Source organism: Halomonas sp. DP3Y7-2, from assembly GCF_019800795.1.
Classification (GTDB): Bacteria; Pseudomonadota; Gammaproteobacteria; order Pseudomonadales; family Halomonadaceae; genus Halomonas; species Halomonas litopenaei_A.
This window is the reverse complement of record NZ_JAHVKJ010000010.1, coordinates 503,425-518,076: the sequence shown is the minus strand read 5'-3', so window position 1 is coordinate 518,076 and position 14,652 is coordinate 503,425. Positions and strand designations below refer to the sequence as shown.

General features: G+C 64.1%; 10 protein-coding genes. 6 read left to right on the top strand and 4 right to left on the bottom strand.

Features of this window, described 5'->3' with window-relative positions; genetic code table 11:
- Positions 1–29: 29 nt before the first annotated feature.
- The 4 genes from KUV45_RS14680 (at position 30) to KUV45_RS14665 (ending at position 6,646) form a co-directional block, all read left to right on the top strand.
- The gene (locus KUV45_RS14680) at positions 30–1,310 is read left to right on the top strand and encodes an exonuclease SbcCD subunit D C-terminal domain-containing protein (protein WP_222161969.1); all 1,281 of its coding nucleotides are present in this window, start codon (positions 30–32) and stop codon (positions 1,308–1,310) included.
- Complete coding sequence (locus tag KUV45_RS14675) at positions 1,307–4,609, top strand: AAA family ATPase (protein WP_222161968.1); 3,303 nt, start codon at positions 1,307–1,309, stop codon at positions 4,607–4,609. Before KUV45_RS14680 ends, KUV45_RS14675 begins: the two co-directional genes overlap by 4 nt.
- 118 nt (positions 4,610–4,727) lie before the next feature.
- Complete coding sequence (gene argE / locus KUV45_RS14670; protein ID WP_222161967.1) at positions 4,728–5,900, top strand: acetylornithine deacetylase; 1,173 nt, start codon at positions 4,728–4,730, stop codon at positions 5,898–5,900.
- Positions 5,897–6,646 (top strand): glutamine amidotransferase, encoded by a 750-nt coding sequence (locus tag KUV45_RS14665; protein ID WP_206942878.1) that lies wholly within the window; start codon positions 5,897–5,899, stop codon positions 6,644–6,646. Before argE ends, KUV45_RS14665 begins: the two co-directional genes overlap by 4 nt.
- Before the next feature lie 232 nt (positions 6,647–6,878).
- Here the strand turns inward: KUV45_RS14665 and KUV45_RS14660 are convergent, their stop codons facing one another.
- Positions 6,879–8,630: a DEAD/DEAH box helicase gene (locus tag KUV45_RS14660; protein WP_222161966.1), complete on the bottom strand. Its 1,752-nt coding sequence runs from the start codon at positions 8,628–8,630 to the stop codon at positions 6,879–6,881.
- 445 nt (positions 8,631–9,075) lie between these two features.
- On the opposite strand from KUV45_RS14660, the gene KUV45_RS14655 reads away from it, so the two are divergent.
- On the top strand, positions 9,076–9,531 hold the full coding sequence (locus tag KUV45_RS14655) for a YaiI/YqxD family protein (RefSeq protein ID WP_222161965.1): 456 nt from the start codon (positions 9,076–9,078) through the stop codon (positions 9,529–9,531).
- Positions 9,532–9,551: 20 nt separating this feature from the next.
- Here KUV45_RS14655 and KUV45_RS14650 read toward each other — a convergent pair whose 3' ends face one another.
- Positions 9,552–10,556 carry a glutathione S-transferase family protein gene (locus KUV45_RS14650; protein WP_222161964.1) on the bottom strand — a complete coding sequence of 335 codons (1,005 nt, stop codon included), beginning with the start codon at positions 10,554–10,556 and terminating at the stop codon, positions 9,552–9,554.
- 72 nt (positions 10,557–10,628) lie between these two features.
- On the bottom strand, positions 10,629–11,564 hold the full coding sequence (locus KUV45_RS14645; protein WP_222161963.1) for a LysR family transcriptional regulator: 936 nt from the start codon (positions 11,562–11,564) through the stop codon (positions 10,629–10,631).
- Positions 11,565–12,047: 483 nt separating this feature from the next.
- Here KUV45_RS14645 and KUV45_RS14640 point away from each other — a divergent pair, with 483 nt between their 5' ends.
- Positions 12,048–13,814, top strand: coding sequence for a peptidoglycan DD-metalloendopeptidase family protein (locus KUV45_RS14640; protein ID WP_222161962.1), 1,767 nt, complete (start codon positions 12,048–12,050; stop codon positions 13,812–13,814).
- 149 nt (positions 13,815–13,963) lie between these two features.
- On the opposite strand, the gene KUV45_RS14635 is transcribed toward KUV45_RS14640, so the two are convergent.
- Positions 13,964–14,623: an MOSC domain-containing protein gene (locus KUV45_RS14635; RefSeq protein WP_222161961.1), complete on the bottom strand. Its 660-nt coding sequence runs from the start codon at positions 14,621–14,623 to the stop codon at positions 13,964–13,966.
- Between the last annotated feature and the right edge of the window lie 29 nt (positions 14,624–14,652).

Sequence of the window (14,652 nt, the reverse complement as noted above, 5' to 3'; positions counted from 1 at the left end):
TCGGCCCAACGATCCATCAGGGAGGACGGATGCGCATCATCCACACTGCGGACTGGCATCTAGGCCAGAGCTTCCACGGCCAGGAGCGCCATGAAGAACACAAGGCGTTCCTCGACTGGCTGATTCAGGTCGCCGAGGATCACGCTGCCGATGCCCTACTGGTGGCCGGCGATGTCTTCGATGTCGTCAACCCCTCATTGCGTGCCCAGGAGATGCTGTACGACTTCATCGTCGAACTTCATCAGCGTTGCCCAGCGCTCACCCTGGTGCTGATCGCCGGCAATCATGACAGCGGTAGCCGTATCGAGCTGCCAGCGCCGTTGATGCGCCACCTGCGGACCTACGCGCTGGGACGGGTCGAGTTCATCGACGACGGCCACATTGATAGCGAGCGCTTGCTGGTGCCGTTGACCGATGCCCGTGGCGAGGTGGGCGCCTGGTGCCTCGCCCTGCCCTTCCTCAGGCCGGCGGAAATCACCGGTCGCCGACGCACCAGCGACCACCACAGCGATCGCCACGATGACTACGTCAGCAGCGTCGAGCGGGTTCACCGTGAGCTGATCGAGGCGGCCCGCCGCAAGCGCACCGACGGTCAGGCGCTGATCGCCATGAGTCACGCCCACCTGCGCGGCGCCGCCGTCTCGGAGGCTAGCGAGAGGCCTATCGTGATCGGCGGAGAGGAGTCCTTGTCTGCATCGCTGTTTCCCAATGATATCGACTACGTTGCCCTGGGCCATCTTCACCGCGCCCAACGTGTGGGCGAGGAGCGCATACGCTACAGCGGCAGCCCGCTGCCACTGGACTTCAGTGAGGTCGACTACCCCCATCAGGTGCTCTTGCTGAGCCTGGACAACGGCACGCTTGCCAAGGTCGAGCCCCTGGCCGTGCCACGCGCCGTGACCATGCGACGCCTTGGACCGGCGTCCCTGGATGAGCTGTTGCAGGCCATCGACGATCTGCCCGAGCGCCAAGGGTCCGGTCCCACCGAGCGCTGGGACTGGCTGGAGATCAATGTGCGTCTCGAGGCGCCAATGCCGGAGCTACGCTCGCGCGTCGAGCAGGCACTGGCGACCAAGGCCGTGCGCCTGCTGCGTCTCAAGCGCGAGCTGCCCAGCAGCGCCGAGCAAGCCCCCCAACGCGGCGAGCGACTGGAGGACATCGGGCCACGGGAGCTGTTCACGCGCACCTGGCGCGAGGCCTGGGGAGAAGAGCCGGAGCAGGACGTCCTGGCGGACTTCGACGGACTATGTCAGCAGGTTCAGGATGACGATGCGTCCGAAAGCGCCAGCCGCCAAGGAGCATCAACGTGAAGATTCTTGCCCTGCGACTCGCCCAGCTGGCCTCACTGCCGGGCCCGCTAGAGCTGGATTTCAGCCAGCCCCCGCTGGCCGAGGCCGGCCTGTTCGCCATTACCGGCCCGACCGGCTCCGGCAAGAGCACCCTGCTGGATGCACTGTGCCTGGCCTTGTTCGGCAATACGCCACGCCTGCGCGGTGCGCCGAGCCGAGACTCCCACCTGGATGACCAGGACGGCTCGCGCATTCTGACTTCGGACCCTCGCAGCCTGCTGCGCCGCGGTGCCGCCAGCGGCTACGCCGAAGTCGATTTCATTGGCCGCGACGGTCGCCGCTACCGGGCTCGCTGGGCCGTCCGCCGCGCCCGGGACAAGGCCACCGGCAAGCTCCAGGCCGTCGAGCAGTCGCTGCAGGACCTGGAGGACGAGCGTCTTTTGACCGCCCAGAAGCGCGAGTTTGCAGAGTTGCTGCCAGACCGGCTCGGGCTGAACTTTGACCAGTTCACCCGTGCGGTGCTGCTGGCCCAGAGCGAGTTTGCGGCCTTCCTCAAGGCCGATGACAACGCCCGCTCGGACCTGCTGGAAAAGCTGACCGACACCGCTGAATACTCGCTAATCTCGATGGCGGCCTACCAGCGTGCCAAGGAAGCGCGGGACGCCGTGGCGCGGCAGCAAGCGCTGCTGGATGAGGACACTCCCAGCGACAGCGATCAGCGACAGGCCATGGAGGCCGAGTTGAGCTCGGCCGAAGCCGCGCTCGCCGAGCAGCTGCAGGCACTGCGCCAGCTCGAGCAGGAAGCCAGCTGGTTGACCGAAGACGTCCAGTATCGAGAACGCCACGCTGAAGCCCGCCAGGCTCTGGACCAGGCAGAGCAGTCCTGGGCTGAGCTGGATGCACAGCGCCGCGAGCTTGAGTGGCTCGAGCGTCTGGCCCCGCAGCGCAGCCAGTTCCAGCGTCAACACCAGCTGGCTCGGCAGCTGCCCGATGCCCGCCACACCCTCGAACAGCTCGAGCACAGCCGGGCGACCACCCTCGACGATCAGCAGCAGCACGAACAACAGCAGACGGCCGCCAAGTCTTCGCTGTCCACTGCCGAACGGGAGCGCGACGCAGCGCGTCCTCGCATCCAGCAGGCGCACCAGATAGCCAGCGAACTTCACGGCCACCAGCGAGAGCATGAGGCCCTCGAGCAGGAGCTGAGGCGTCGTCGTCAACAGCACGCCGAGCTTCGTCAGCAACGTGAGGCAGCCGACAGCGCGCTGCAGCAGCAGCGCCAGCAACGGGACAGCGCCACCGAAACCCTGGCGCACTACCTGGGCCCCGACCAACGGGTGGCCGACGCCAGAACCGAGGCCCAGCAGAGCCTTGAGGATGCGGGGCAACGCCTGCTGGATCTCGGAGAGCTGCGCCAACGCTGGCAAAGGGCCAAGCAACTCGATGATCAGCAGCGCCAAGTGACTGCCGAACATGAGCAGGCCAGACGACAGCGCGACCAATTGCTGGAAGAGGGCAAGGCCGCACGGCAAGACCTGGATGCCGCCACCCAGGCTCACGAGTCGCTCAGCCGCAGCATCGAAAGGCTGCGTGCCGTACGCAGCGACAAGGTGGATGCACTGCGCGCCACGCTGGCGCCGGATCATCCCTGCCCGGTCTGTGGCAGTCTTCAACATCCATGGCGTGACTCCCCCCCGGCCAGTGCCGAGGGCGCCCAGCTCGAAGCCACCATCGCCGAGGAGAATCGCCAGCTGGCGGCATCGGAAGAGCAGCTGAGCGACTGTCGCCAGCGACGCGATACGCTGCTCGGAAGCTACCGGACCCTCGACGAGCGGGTGTCACAACTGGAGACCCAACTGGCGGAGCTGGCCCCGCATGGCGACCAGGCATCGACCCAGCTTGAGGCCCACCCGCTGTTCGACGCGAGCCTGCACGCACTGCAGCACTCCGCCAAGGACGTGGAGGACTGGCTGACGCAGCAAACCCAGCGCCAGCAGCAACGTCATCAAGCAGCCAAGACACGTCTTGCGGCTGTTGAACAGGCCGAGCGCACGCTGGCCCCCCTGGCGGAGACCATCGCCAGAACAGAAACCGACCTCAAGACAGTGGCAGCGCGGATGGCCGACGTTGCCGAAGAGATCCAGCGACTCGATGAACGTCGCCCAACACTGAGTCAGGCGGTTGAGCGCCATCAGGCGGAGCTGTCGACCCTATTGGGCGATGACACCAGCGTCGACGCCTGGCAGCAACGCCTCGAGGCACACGTCCAACGAAGCCGCGAACACTACGAGCAGGCTCGCCAGGCGGTGGAGGAGCGGCAACGCAAGGTCATCAGCCTCAATCAGCAGCTCACCCATCAGCGCCACACCCTTCGCCAGATCGAGGATGACAAGGCGGCACTGGATCAGCACCTCGCCAGCTGGCGTAGCCAGCAGCCGGAGCTGAACGACGAGCGACTGGCGCAACTCCTCGAGCGCAGCGACGCCGACATCGAAGGGCTGCGCCGCCGGATCGACAGCGCGCGCGATGCGCTGCAGACCGCCCGCACCAGCCTTGAGGAGCGACGCCGAGCTTGGCGCGGCTGGCGCCAGCGTCATCTGCCTGACCAGGATCCGGACACCCTGCTCGACACCGACACCGAGCACCGCCTGGCACAACGCCGCGAGGATCTGGCGTCCCGTCAACGCGAATGCCAGCCGCGAGTCGCCAACGCCCAGCAGACCCGGGACGCCGCCCTGCACCGCCTGCATGACGATGATCGCCGCCGCCAGCGTCAGCGCGATGGACTGGAAGCGCTCGAGGCCGCCCGCGCCGAATTCCACCGCTGGGGCCGGATCAGCGAGCTGATCGGCGCCGCCGACGGCAAGACCTTTCGCCGCATCGCCCAGGCCTGGAACCTGGAGCGTCTGATCGACGAGGCCAACGCACACCTGGCCGGCCTCAGCCGTCGCTACCGACTGGTGCGAGGAGGCAGCCCGCTGGGGCTGCTGGTCATCGATCGCGACGTGGCGGACGAGCGACGCTCGGTGCACTCCCTGTCCGGTGGGGAAACCTTCCTGGTCTCGCTGGCCATGGCTCTTGGGCTGGCTTCCCTGGCCTCGGGGGAGCTTGCCATCGAGTCACTGTTCATCGATGAAGGCTTCGGCAGCCTCGACCCACAGTCCCTGGCCCTGGCCATGGACGCACTCGATGGGCTGCAGGCTCAGGGCCGTCGAGTGGGTGTCATCTCCCACGTCCAGGAGATGCATGAACGCATTCCCGTGCAGATCCAGGTGATGCCTGGCGGCAATGGGGAGAGTCGCGTTGTGCTCACTGACTAGCTCCCTATGCTGCCGGGAGCCGAGACATCCACCACGACAGGAAGGCGTCCGCATGCTGGGGCCAGCACACCGCCCATGATACATTGGCGCCTTCACCACACCCGCCCCTGGAGCCCCCATGACCGCTTACGACCTGCTCAAGACCCTGGTCGGCTTTGCCACCGTGTCTCGACAGTCCAACCTCGAACTGATCACCTTCGTCGAGCAATGGCTCGACCAGCACGGGGTGGAGCACTGGCGGGTCTCAAGCGACGACGGCTCCCGCGCCAACCTGCTGGCACGCATCGGTCCAGCCGTCCCAGGTGGGGTCGTGCTGTCGGGCCATACCGACGTGGTGCCGGTCACCGGCCAGCCCTGGTCTACCGATCCCTTCACCCTGACCGCGGGTGAAGGCGCCAACAGCGAGCGCCTGTATGGTCGCGGCACCTGCGACATGAAGGCTTTCATTGCCTGCGCATTGGCCGAAGTACCGCGCTGGAGCCAGCTCGAACTTGAGGTGCCGATCTGGCTGGCCCTGTCCTACGACGAAGAAGTCGGCTGCGTTGGCGCACCGCGCATGATCGAAAGACTGATGGCCGAACACCCCCGCCCCGCGGCGGTCGTGGTGGGTGAGCCGACCCTGATGTCACCGGTGGTGGCACACAAGGGAGCCACCAACTTCCGCACGACCGTGATCGGACGCGAGGCTCACTCCAGCCAGGTGTATCAAGGCGTTTCGGCCATTCACGTGGCCGCTCGTCTGGTCACGCGCATCGAAGACGTGATGGCAGAGCTGAAGGAAGAAGGACGTGTGGATGAAGCGTTCAGCGTGATCCACTCCAGCCTGCACGTCGGCAAGATTGAGGGTGGTACCGCCATCAACATCATGGCCCGCCGCTGCACCTTCGAGTGGGAAATACGCCACCTGCCCACCGACGACGCGGAGGAACTGCTGGCCCGTGTCGAGGCCACCGCCCGCACCCTGGAGAGCGCCATGCAGGCACGCGCTCCCGAGGCGTCCATCACCACCGAGCGCCTCAATACGACCGTGCCTGCCCTGGCCGACCGCGACAATCGCGAGGCCCTGACCCTATGCCGCGAACTGCTGGGCGACAGCCCTGACGGCGCCGCCGTGGCCTACGCCACCGAGGCCGGTCAATTTCAGCTGGCCGGACTGCCCACCGTCATTTGCGGCCCCGGCAGCATCAGCCAGGCCCATCAGCCGGACGAGTACATTGAACGCCCCCAGCTGGAGGCTGGCAGCGACTTCATGAGCGCTCTTGGCCAACGCCTGAGGAAGCGCCAGCCATGAGCCAGACATCGCGCTCAGGGCCGGCTCGTCTTGCCATCTTCAAGACCGGGGACAGCTTTAGTGACGTGGTCCAGCACCACGGTGATTTCGAGGATCTGTTCATCGCTCGCCTGCAAGGCTTTCGCCAACAGGGCGGCATCATCGAGGTCATCGACGTGCGCCACGCCTCGCTGCCGGCGGTCTCTGACCAGGACGGTGTTATCGTGACCGGGTCCCACGCCATGGTCTCCGACCAGGCACCTTGGAGCGAGGCGCTCAAACCCTGGCTACGTCGTGCTTGGCAGGCGAACCTGCCGCTGTTCGGGGTCTGCTACGGCCATCAGCTGATGGCAGATGCCTTTGGCGGCGTGGCCGGCTATCACCCGTCTGGTCGTGAATGCGGCACCCGGCTGCTGACGCTGACCGACGAGGGACGCAAGGATCCGCTGTTCGCCAGCCTGCCCGAGCGCTTCAACGCCCAGCTGACCCATGCTCAGAGCGCCCTGACGCGGCCGCCGCAGTCCATGATACTGGCCGCCAACGACCACGACCCCTATCAAGCCCTGCGTCATGGTCCGCGCCAGTACAGCGTGCAATTTCACCCGGAGTTCACCCCCGCCGTGACCGCCGCTTACCTGGCCCACCAACGAGAGGTGCTCGCCGACCAGGGGGAAGATCCTGACGCCTTGCACCAGGGGCTGCGCGATACACCAGAGGCCAGCAGCCTGCTGGACGCCTTTGCGCTGAAGATGGTGATCAGCGACTAGCCGCCGATGTGACCCCCAGCCGTCGCCCCGTGGGCCCTGCCAGGGTCGCGAGCCGAATGCACTGCGACAACATCGTCTCCGAACGCAAGAAGGCCGGTGGATATCCACCGGCCTTCTTGCGTTGTCGACATGACTTCTGTCTAGATCGCGTCAGATGGCTGTCGCTGCGGCATCAGCCGAGCACTGACGTTGCGACCGCTACCTGCGGCCATCTGGCGGTGGCCGCAGGTGCTCAGGCGCGGGACTGACGGCGTACCGGCGCATCGTCATCGCGACGACGACGCGGGGCGCGGTCACCGCTGCGCTCTCCATTACGGTCTCCATTACGGTCTCCACCACGATCACCACCGCGATCTTCACTGATTTCCAGCGGTCGACCGGCGACGCGAGCACGCGCCATCTTGGCCAGGATGCTGGCCGGCAGGCCGTTGGGCAGCTCAACCGTGGAGAAGCCGTTGCGAATATCGATGCGACCGATGCGGGCACCTTCGATACCGCCTTCGTTGGCCAGGGCTCCGACCAGCTGACCCGGCTTGACGCCGTCCTTGTGACCGACGGACACGCGGTAGCGGGTCATGCCTTCGCTGGGTCCGCGGCTCTCGCGGCGACGCGGCGGCTTGCCATCGCGTGGGGCGCGATCATTGCGCTCCTTGCGCGGAGCCTGCAGGCGACCGATCGGTGCCTCATCAGCACGGGCCAGAGCCGAGAAGGCGCAAGCCAGATCGATCGGGTCATAGCCTTCCTCGACCAGACGCTCGACCAGCGCACGCTGCTCTTCGGCACCCTTGGTGACGGCGGCAATCACGCGCTGGTGGAAGACGTTGTCACGATGGGCGCGGATAGCGGCCTCGTCGGGCAGCTCCATGGCCAGCATCTTCTGGCCGGTGGCCTGCTCCAGCCAGCCCACCTTGCGGCCTTCACGGAAGCCGGCAAAGGTGATGGCGACACCGTCACGACCCGCACGGCCAGTACGACCGATACGGTGCGTGTAGGCTTCGGCATCCTGGGGCAGATCGTAGTTGATGACGTGGGTGATACGCGGCACGTCGAGACCACGCGCGGCCACGTCTGTGGCGATCAGCACATCGACCTTGGCACGCTTGAGGCGCGTGATGGTCCGCTCGCGCAGGCTCTGATCCAGATCACCGGACAGGCTGGCGACGTTGACGCCACGGGCAGACAGCTGCTCCATCAGAGTGGTACAGGCGGCACGGGTACGCACAAACACAATGGCGGCGTCGACCGGCTCGACCTCGAGGATACGCGACAGTGCTTCCAGCTTGGCGCCGCCATCGACGCGCACCAGGCGCTGCTCGATGCTTTCCGCGGTGGTGGTACGCGCTTCGATGGTGACCTTGACCGGATCCACCAGGTAGCGGTTGACGATGCGCTCGATCTCGCTGGGCAGGGTCGCCGAGAAGAACACGCGCTGGGCATCTTCAGGGGTGTCGGCAACGACACGCTTGACGTCGTCGATGAAGCCCATGCGCAGCATTTCGTCGGCTTCGTCCAGCACCAGGGCGCTGAGACCAGACAGCTTGAGGCTGCCACGGTCCAGGTGGTCAATCACACGGCCAGGCGTGCCGACGACGACCTGAGCACCACGGCGCAGTGCGCTGAGCTGCTCGCGATATTCCTGACCGCCACACAGCGTTGCCACTTCCAGTCCCTTCAGGTTCTGGCCGTACTTGCTGAACGACACCGCTACCTGCTGGGCCAGCTCGCGGGTTGGCGCCAGTACCAGTACCTGAGGCTCACGACGATCCATCTCGAGGCGCGAGAGCAAGGGAAGAGCGAAGGCAGCGGTCTTGCCGGTGCCGGTCTGGGCCTGGCCCAGCATGTCGCGGCCTTCCAGCAGGGCTGGAATGGTCTGCGCCTGAATGGGCGAGGGAGTCTCATAGCCCAGGGTCTCGATGGCGGAGAGAACGGCAGGCAGCAGGGCCAGATCACCGAAAGACGGTGAAGCGACAGTCGTCGAGGTCATGAATCACACCTTGGTAGGCCGGGGTTACCGGCAAAAAAACGTGGTTGGCGTCCCTGACACGCCCAATTTCGGGGCGAACAGAACGACGTCGCTCTACGCAACGCAGAGCAAGGTCAACATGTCAGTTGTCAGCATTCGGAGTCTGGGACGCCGGTCGCACCTGGCATCGGCTCAAGCAACGGACACGTCGTCCGTTCAAGAACCATCGTGGCGACCGTTTGCACCGCGGCCGTCGGAATCGACGTCGAGTGCTCCATCTTCACAATTCGAACGCGCTTGGCGCGTTGCAGCATCTGTGTGCTCGCGATATCCGTGGATATCGGAGGTCGCTGCGTCATGATGGTGGGGTCAACACATGCGAGGAGCGCGCATGCTACCATCGGCGAATGGTTCTTGCCACATCTTTTGTGAGCCATTCACCCAATTCCCCGTTTCGGAGACATCGATGCCCCACCTATGGGTCGACGCCGACGCCTGCCCCAGAGTCGCTCGCGACATCATCGTGCGCGCGGCCGAACGCACGGCTACCCGGGCCTGGTTCGTGGCCAACCACCAAATCCCGCTACCGCCCTCCAAGTGGGTCAAGGCCATGGCGGTCAGCCACGGCTTCGATGCGGCCGACAACGAAATTGTCAGCCGCATTGCGCCAGGCGATCTGTTGATCACGGCTGATCTTCCCCTGGCCCTGGAGGCGCTCGACAAGGGTGCCATGGTCATGACCAACCGTGGTGAGACGCTGGATCGCAATAACATCAAGGCAAGGGTCCAGATGCGGGACTTCATGGAAACCCTGCGCGCCAGTGGCGAGCACACTGGAGGCCCCAAGGGGTACTCGGACACCGACCGGCGCGAATTCGCCAACGCGCTGGACCGCTGGCTGGCACGTCACGCCAGGCCCTAGCAGGCGGCGCTTGAGCAGGACTATCCGCGCTGGTGGATGCCTTCGCCCTTTAGCCGTGCCCTGTCATGCTGGCGATCCAGCGTCAGGGCCGGTCCCTTCGGCACGATGCGATTGGGATTGATGGTGACGTGGCTCATATAGTAGTGGCGCTGAATGTGCTCCATGTTGACCGTGTCGGCGATGCCCGGCCACTGGTAGAGCTCACGCAGGTAGTGACTCAGGTTCGGATAGTCCTCGATGCGATAGAGATTGCATTTGAAGTGGCCATGGTAGACCGCGTCAAACCGAACCAGGGTGGTAAACAGGCGAATATCGGCCTCGGTCAACCAGGCGCCCGCCAGGTAGCGATGATTGGCCAAGCGTGATTCCAGCCGGTCCAGGCAGGCAAACAGCGCCGAGACCTGGCGTTCGTAGACCGCTTGATCGGTGGCAAATCCCGCCTTGTAGACGCCATTGTTGACGTTTTCATAGACGTCGGCGTTGATCTCGTCGATGGTGTCGCGCAAGAACTCGGGATAGAGATCGTTGCGGTTGCCGGTCAGCGCATCAAAGGCGCCGTTGAACATCCGCACCAGCTCTGCCGACTCATTGTTGATGATTCTGCCCTGCTGCTTGTCCCACAACGCGGGCACGGTGACTCGACCGGTGTAGTGTGGGTCGGTCAGGGTGTAAAGCTGATGGTGAAAGCTCACGCCATTGACCGAGTCACCGCTGGATCCCTCCGCCTCGTTGTAGCTCCAGCCATTCTCGAGCATCAGCGGGCTGGTGTACGACACACCAATGAGTGACCTCAACCCCTTGAGTTGTCGCATGATCAAGGTACGGTGCGCCCAGGGACAGGCCAGCGAAACGTACAGATGGTATCGATCCGCCTCAGCCGGCACCCCCGGGACGCCCTGTGGACCCTGGCTACCATCGGCGGTCACCCAGTCCCGCAACTTGGCCGACTCCCGCACAAACTCGCCCCCGGTGCTGTCGGTGTCATACCACTGATCCCGCCACACGCCATTGACCAGCAAGCCCATCGCCATCTCTCCTCGATATCGTGTCACATGGCAGCAGCTTACGACGCACTGCGTCGACGACAAGCGCAGCTTTTACGGCGAATCGTCCGATTTTTTCGAATGACCGTGCGTATCGGACGCCCCATCACAGCGGCGAACCGCCCGCCGTAGATGCTCTGCCATGGCTCTGGTGGCAGGCCCTGCACGATCCGCATCTCGATGGAACAGCTGAATGGGAACATCTCGCACGCCCCCCGCCTGCAGCGGCAGGGCCTTTAGCCTGCCGCTATCCAGCTGCCGGCGAATACGAGTCTCGGGCAACCAGGCGAAGCCCAAGCCGTGTTCGAGCATCTCCAGAGACGTGGCGATGTGACTCACGGTCCACCGCTGCTCGGCCTTGAGCCAGCCCGAATCTCGCGCGGCACGCTGGGAGGAGTCCCGCACGACCACCTGACGGTGATGTTCCAGATCGCGCAGGTCCAGCAACCTGTCCAGCCGATGCAAGGGATGGTCGGGGTGGGCCACCGCGATAAACGGCACGCTGACCAGCGGCTCCCCCAGGTAGCCGGGTGCAGGCAGGCCAGAGACCAGCAGATCGGCCCGTCCATCCTGCAACATCTCAACGCCACCGTTGAGTACCGACTCATGCAACTGCAGCCTGACCTGAGGAAAGGCGTCGGAAAACGCCTCCATGGCGCGCGCCAGCGCCTCTGAGGGATAGATCTGATCGATGCTCAGGACCACTTCCGCTTCGAGTCCCTCCCGCAGTCGCGCTGCTATGTCAGCCAAGGCATCCGACCCTTCCAGCAGCTGCCGGGCGCGGCGTAGCAGCAGCGCGCCCTCCTCGGTCAGTCTGACTTGCCTCCCCACCGGTTCGAGCACCTTCACACCGAGCTGTTCTTCCAGTTTGTGTACGGCGTGGTTCAGCGTTGATGGGCTCTTGTGAATGGCGTCAGCTGCGCGCGCAAAACCGCCGTGGTCAACAACGGCGGCGAGCATCTGCCATTGAGCAAGCGTCACACGGGACATCCTGGCACCTTATGTTTCGTCGTTGGTACAAAGCATGCCAGCCGCCATGACTTTTTGACATGGATCACCAACGTTCGCTTTCTCGGTCGCCAGCGAAACCCTCCTACAACTCAGTCAACTTTGGACACCCGACATTGGCCGCCAGTATGGCAACGGCTGGTACCATCAAGCGCTCTTCTCCGCCGTTTCGATGGCTTGAGGTATGAAGAAGACCATCACGCCCGGCACGGCATAAAGAACTACGACTTTACGGGGGGTTGCAAAGTTTCTGTAGCAAGGGTCCAATAGACAGCAGTTAATAAACAGCGTTCGAGAAAAATGCGGCCGCTGCTTTTCCTCCTATAAGCGCTTCTGGGCACAGTAAGACCCAGCCTAAGCGCCCTTCCTGTATGGCCATACAGTCTAGCGATAGCGCCTTCCATGGGGTATGGTGCGATAGCCTATATATATTTACCTTCATCACTTTTTTATGGCCTTTTATCCATGATGCGAATCCTTCATTCGCTGCCCCGCACGCACAAGCTGCTGCTTTTACCCGTTGCCACCATGGTCACAGTGCTGGGCGCCCACAAGATCGTCACCACCTACGAAGATGTCCAGCGCGACAACCAGTCGCTGGAGTCTGTCCTGGTTCCCCTCGACAGCAGCGCCACCCCAGGGCTGCCGTCACTGGACTTCGAGCGAACACCTGTCGCCGAAGCCATCGACCTCGCACTCGACGCCACCAGCCAGCACATCCCGATTTCACAGCTCAAGGCGACAGAAATCGTCGACATCGACTTCGTCGATACTGCCCACGCTGACGTCAAGTTTGAAAACGCCATGCGTTCATCGTCGGGGCTACCGCCGCTGTCCTTACAGTCCACCCGCTCGCTCTCTGGCGCCGCAGCTTCATCAACCGCGGCGCCAGTTGCTTTGGAAGGCCCCGAGCAGGCACCGGCCTTCAAGCTCGACGAAGGCTCACTGCATATCGCGGTGGTGCTGGGCACCGTCGCCAGCGGGATGCTGGAACAGCAGTCACTCGATGTCGCCAGCGACGCCACCTCTTACGAAGACGTGAGCGAAGACGAGCTGGAGCTGTTCGATGAAGGCCCGATCGTGCTGGAAGAGGAAATTGCGGCCAACGAACCGTTCGTGCCGACCTGGCAGACCTACCGCGTGCGCCAGGGCGATACCTTTGCAGAAATGGCTGAAAAGACGCTGGGCCTGGGCTACAGCGAGGTCATGGCGCTGCTGGAAGACCTGCCCGACCAGAATGTCCTGACCCGCTGGCGGGTCGGCAATACCTTTGAATACCAGCTCGATGAAGATGGTCGCCTGCAGGCTCTGCGCATCATGAAGAACGTGCGCGACGGCTACCTGATTGAGCGCGAGGCTGACGGGTTTGACGTTGCCACGATCGAGCGCGCGGGAGAGTCCTCCCAGCGCCTCTACGCGGGCACCGTCAGCGGCAGCTTTGCACGCTCTGCCGAAGCCGCCGGCCTCAGCCGCGCCGAAGTCGCCGAAATGGCACGGGTACTCGAGAAGAAGCTCGACTTTCGCCGCGACACGCGTCGTGGGGATGGCTTCAGGGTGCTGGTGGAATCCGACATCATCGATGGGCAGCGCCTCGACCCCCGCGTCCTGGCGGTTTCCTACTCCGGCGAGCGCATGGATCTGACCCTGGTGCGCAACCCCGAAGACAACAATTTCTATACGCCTGAGGGCCAGAGCCTCGATCCGGCCTTCAATCGCTACCCCTTCTCGGGCAGCTATCGCATCAGCTCCAACTTCAACCTGCGTCGCCACCACCCGGTGACAGGGCGCATCAGCCCGCACAAGGGCACCGACTTCGCGATGCCGATCGGCACCAGCGTCGAAGCTCCCGCCAATGGTCGCGTCGAAAAGGTCGGTAACCACCCCGCCGCTGGTCGCTACATCGTGATTCGTCACGACAATGGCTACAAGACGCGCTACCTGCACCTGTCGCGCCCGCTGGTCAGCACCGGCCAGCGCGTCACCATGGGAGAGCGCATTGCGCTGTCGGGCAACACCGGACGCAGCACCGGCCCTCACCTGCATTATGAAGTCATGGTCAGCAACAACCAGGTTGACGCCATGCGCGTGGCGCTGCCGGAGAACCAGAGCCTGTCCGGGCAGGCCCTGGCCGCCTTCCAGCAGGAAACCGGCCCCACCCTGGCAGCCCTCGAGACCGCCAAGCCAGGCTCGGAGGTCGCCCTGGCAGAAGAGCTGAGCGACAACGACAGCTAAGGACATGCTCTGAATACGACAAGGCCCTGCCTCCTCGGCAGGGCCTTGTCGTTGGGACGTGACGAACATCACAGCATTGACCCTAGCGACGTACCATGCATCAACAGGCATCGCACGTCACGACAGCAATGATCCTAGCAGCATTACCCCTAGCCACGCCCGCGCCAGTAATCCATTCGCCGCGTCAGCTGATCTTTCCAGTGCTGTGCCAGCGCCTCTACCTGGCGTAGTTCAGCCATCACCTCCAGCGCCGCTCGACGGTCTTCCAGCACGCGCCAGCAGGACGCCACCGTCCACGCCTGCGGGCCCCGCTCGACCACATGAATCTGTGGCTGGGCCGGTACCCAGCCTTCTTCCAGCACCCGGTAAAGCCATCCCATACGGGCTTCCTGCATGAACGCTCGCGCCAGACCCGGCTGACCGGTGCGAGCATCCACCTTGGCACATGGCTGGCGCGGCTGTGACACCTCCACCAGGGCATCCCCGATGCGATAGATATCGCCAATTCTGACCTGCCTTTCGTCGGCGCCTTGGCTTGAGATGTTTTCACCAAGCACCCCTGGCCGGAACATCTCACGGGCCGCGGGAAATCGCTCGCACCAGTGCTGGTGATGATCGGCGGCATAGTGGCAAAGCGCGCGATCCTCTCCACCATGATCCACCTGGTTGGCCTGGCTATCTTCTGCCAGACCAGACCGTCCAAGCCACTGGGGACTGGCCGCCAATACCTTGAAAATGCCGCTCTTCTCGCCAAAGCCTGGCAACATCTGGGGCTCACTGACGTAGGGCCCCTGAACATCACTGAACATGGTCTTGCTCCCCTGCTGCGGGTCATTGG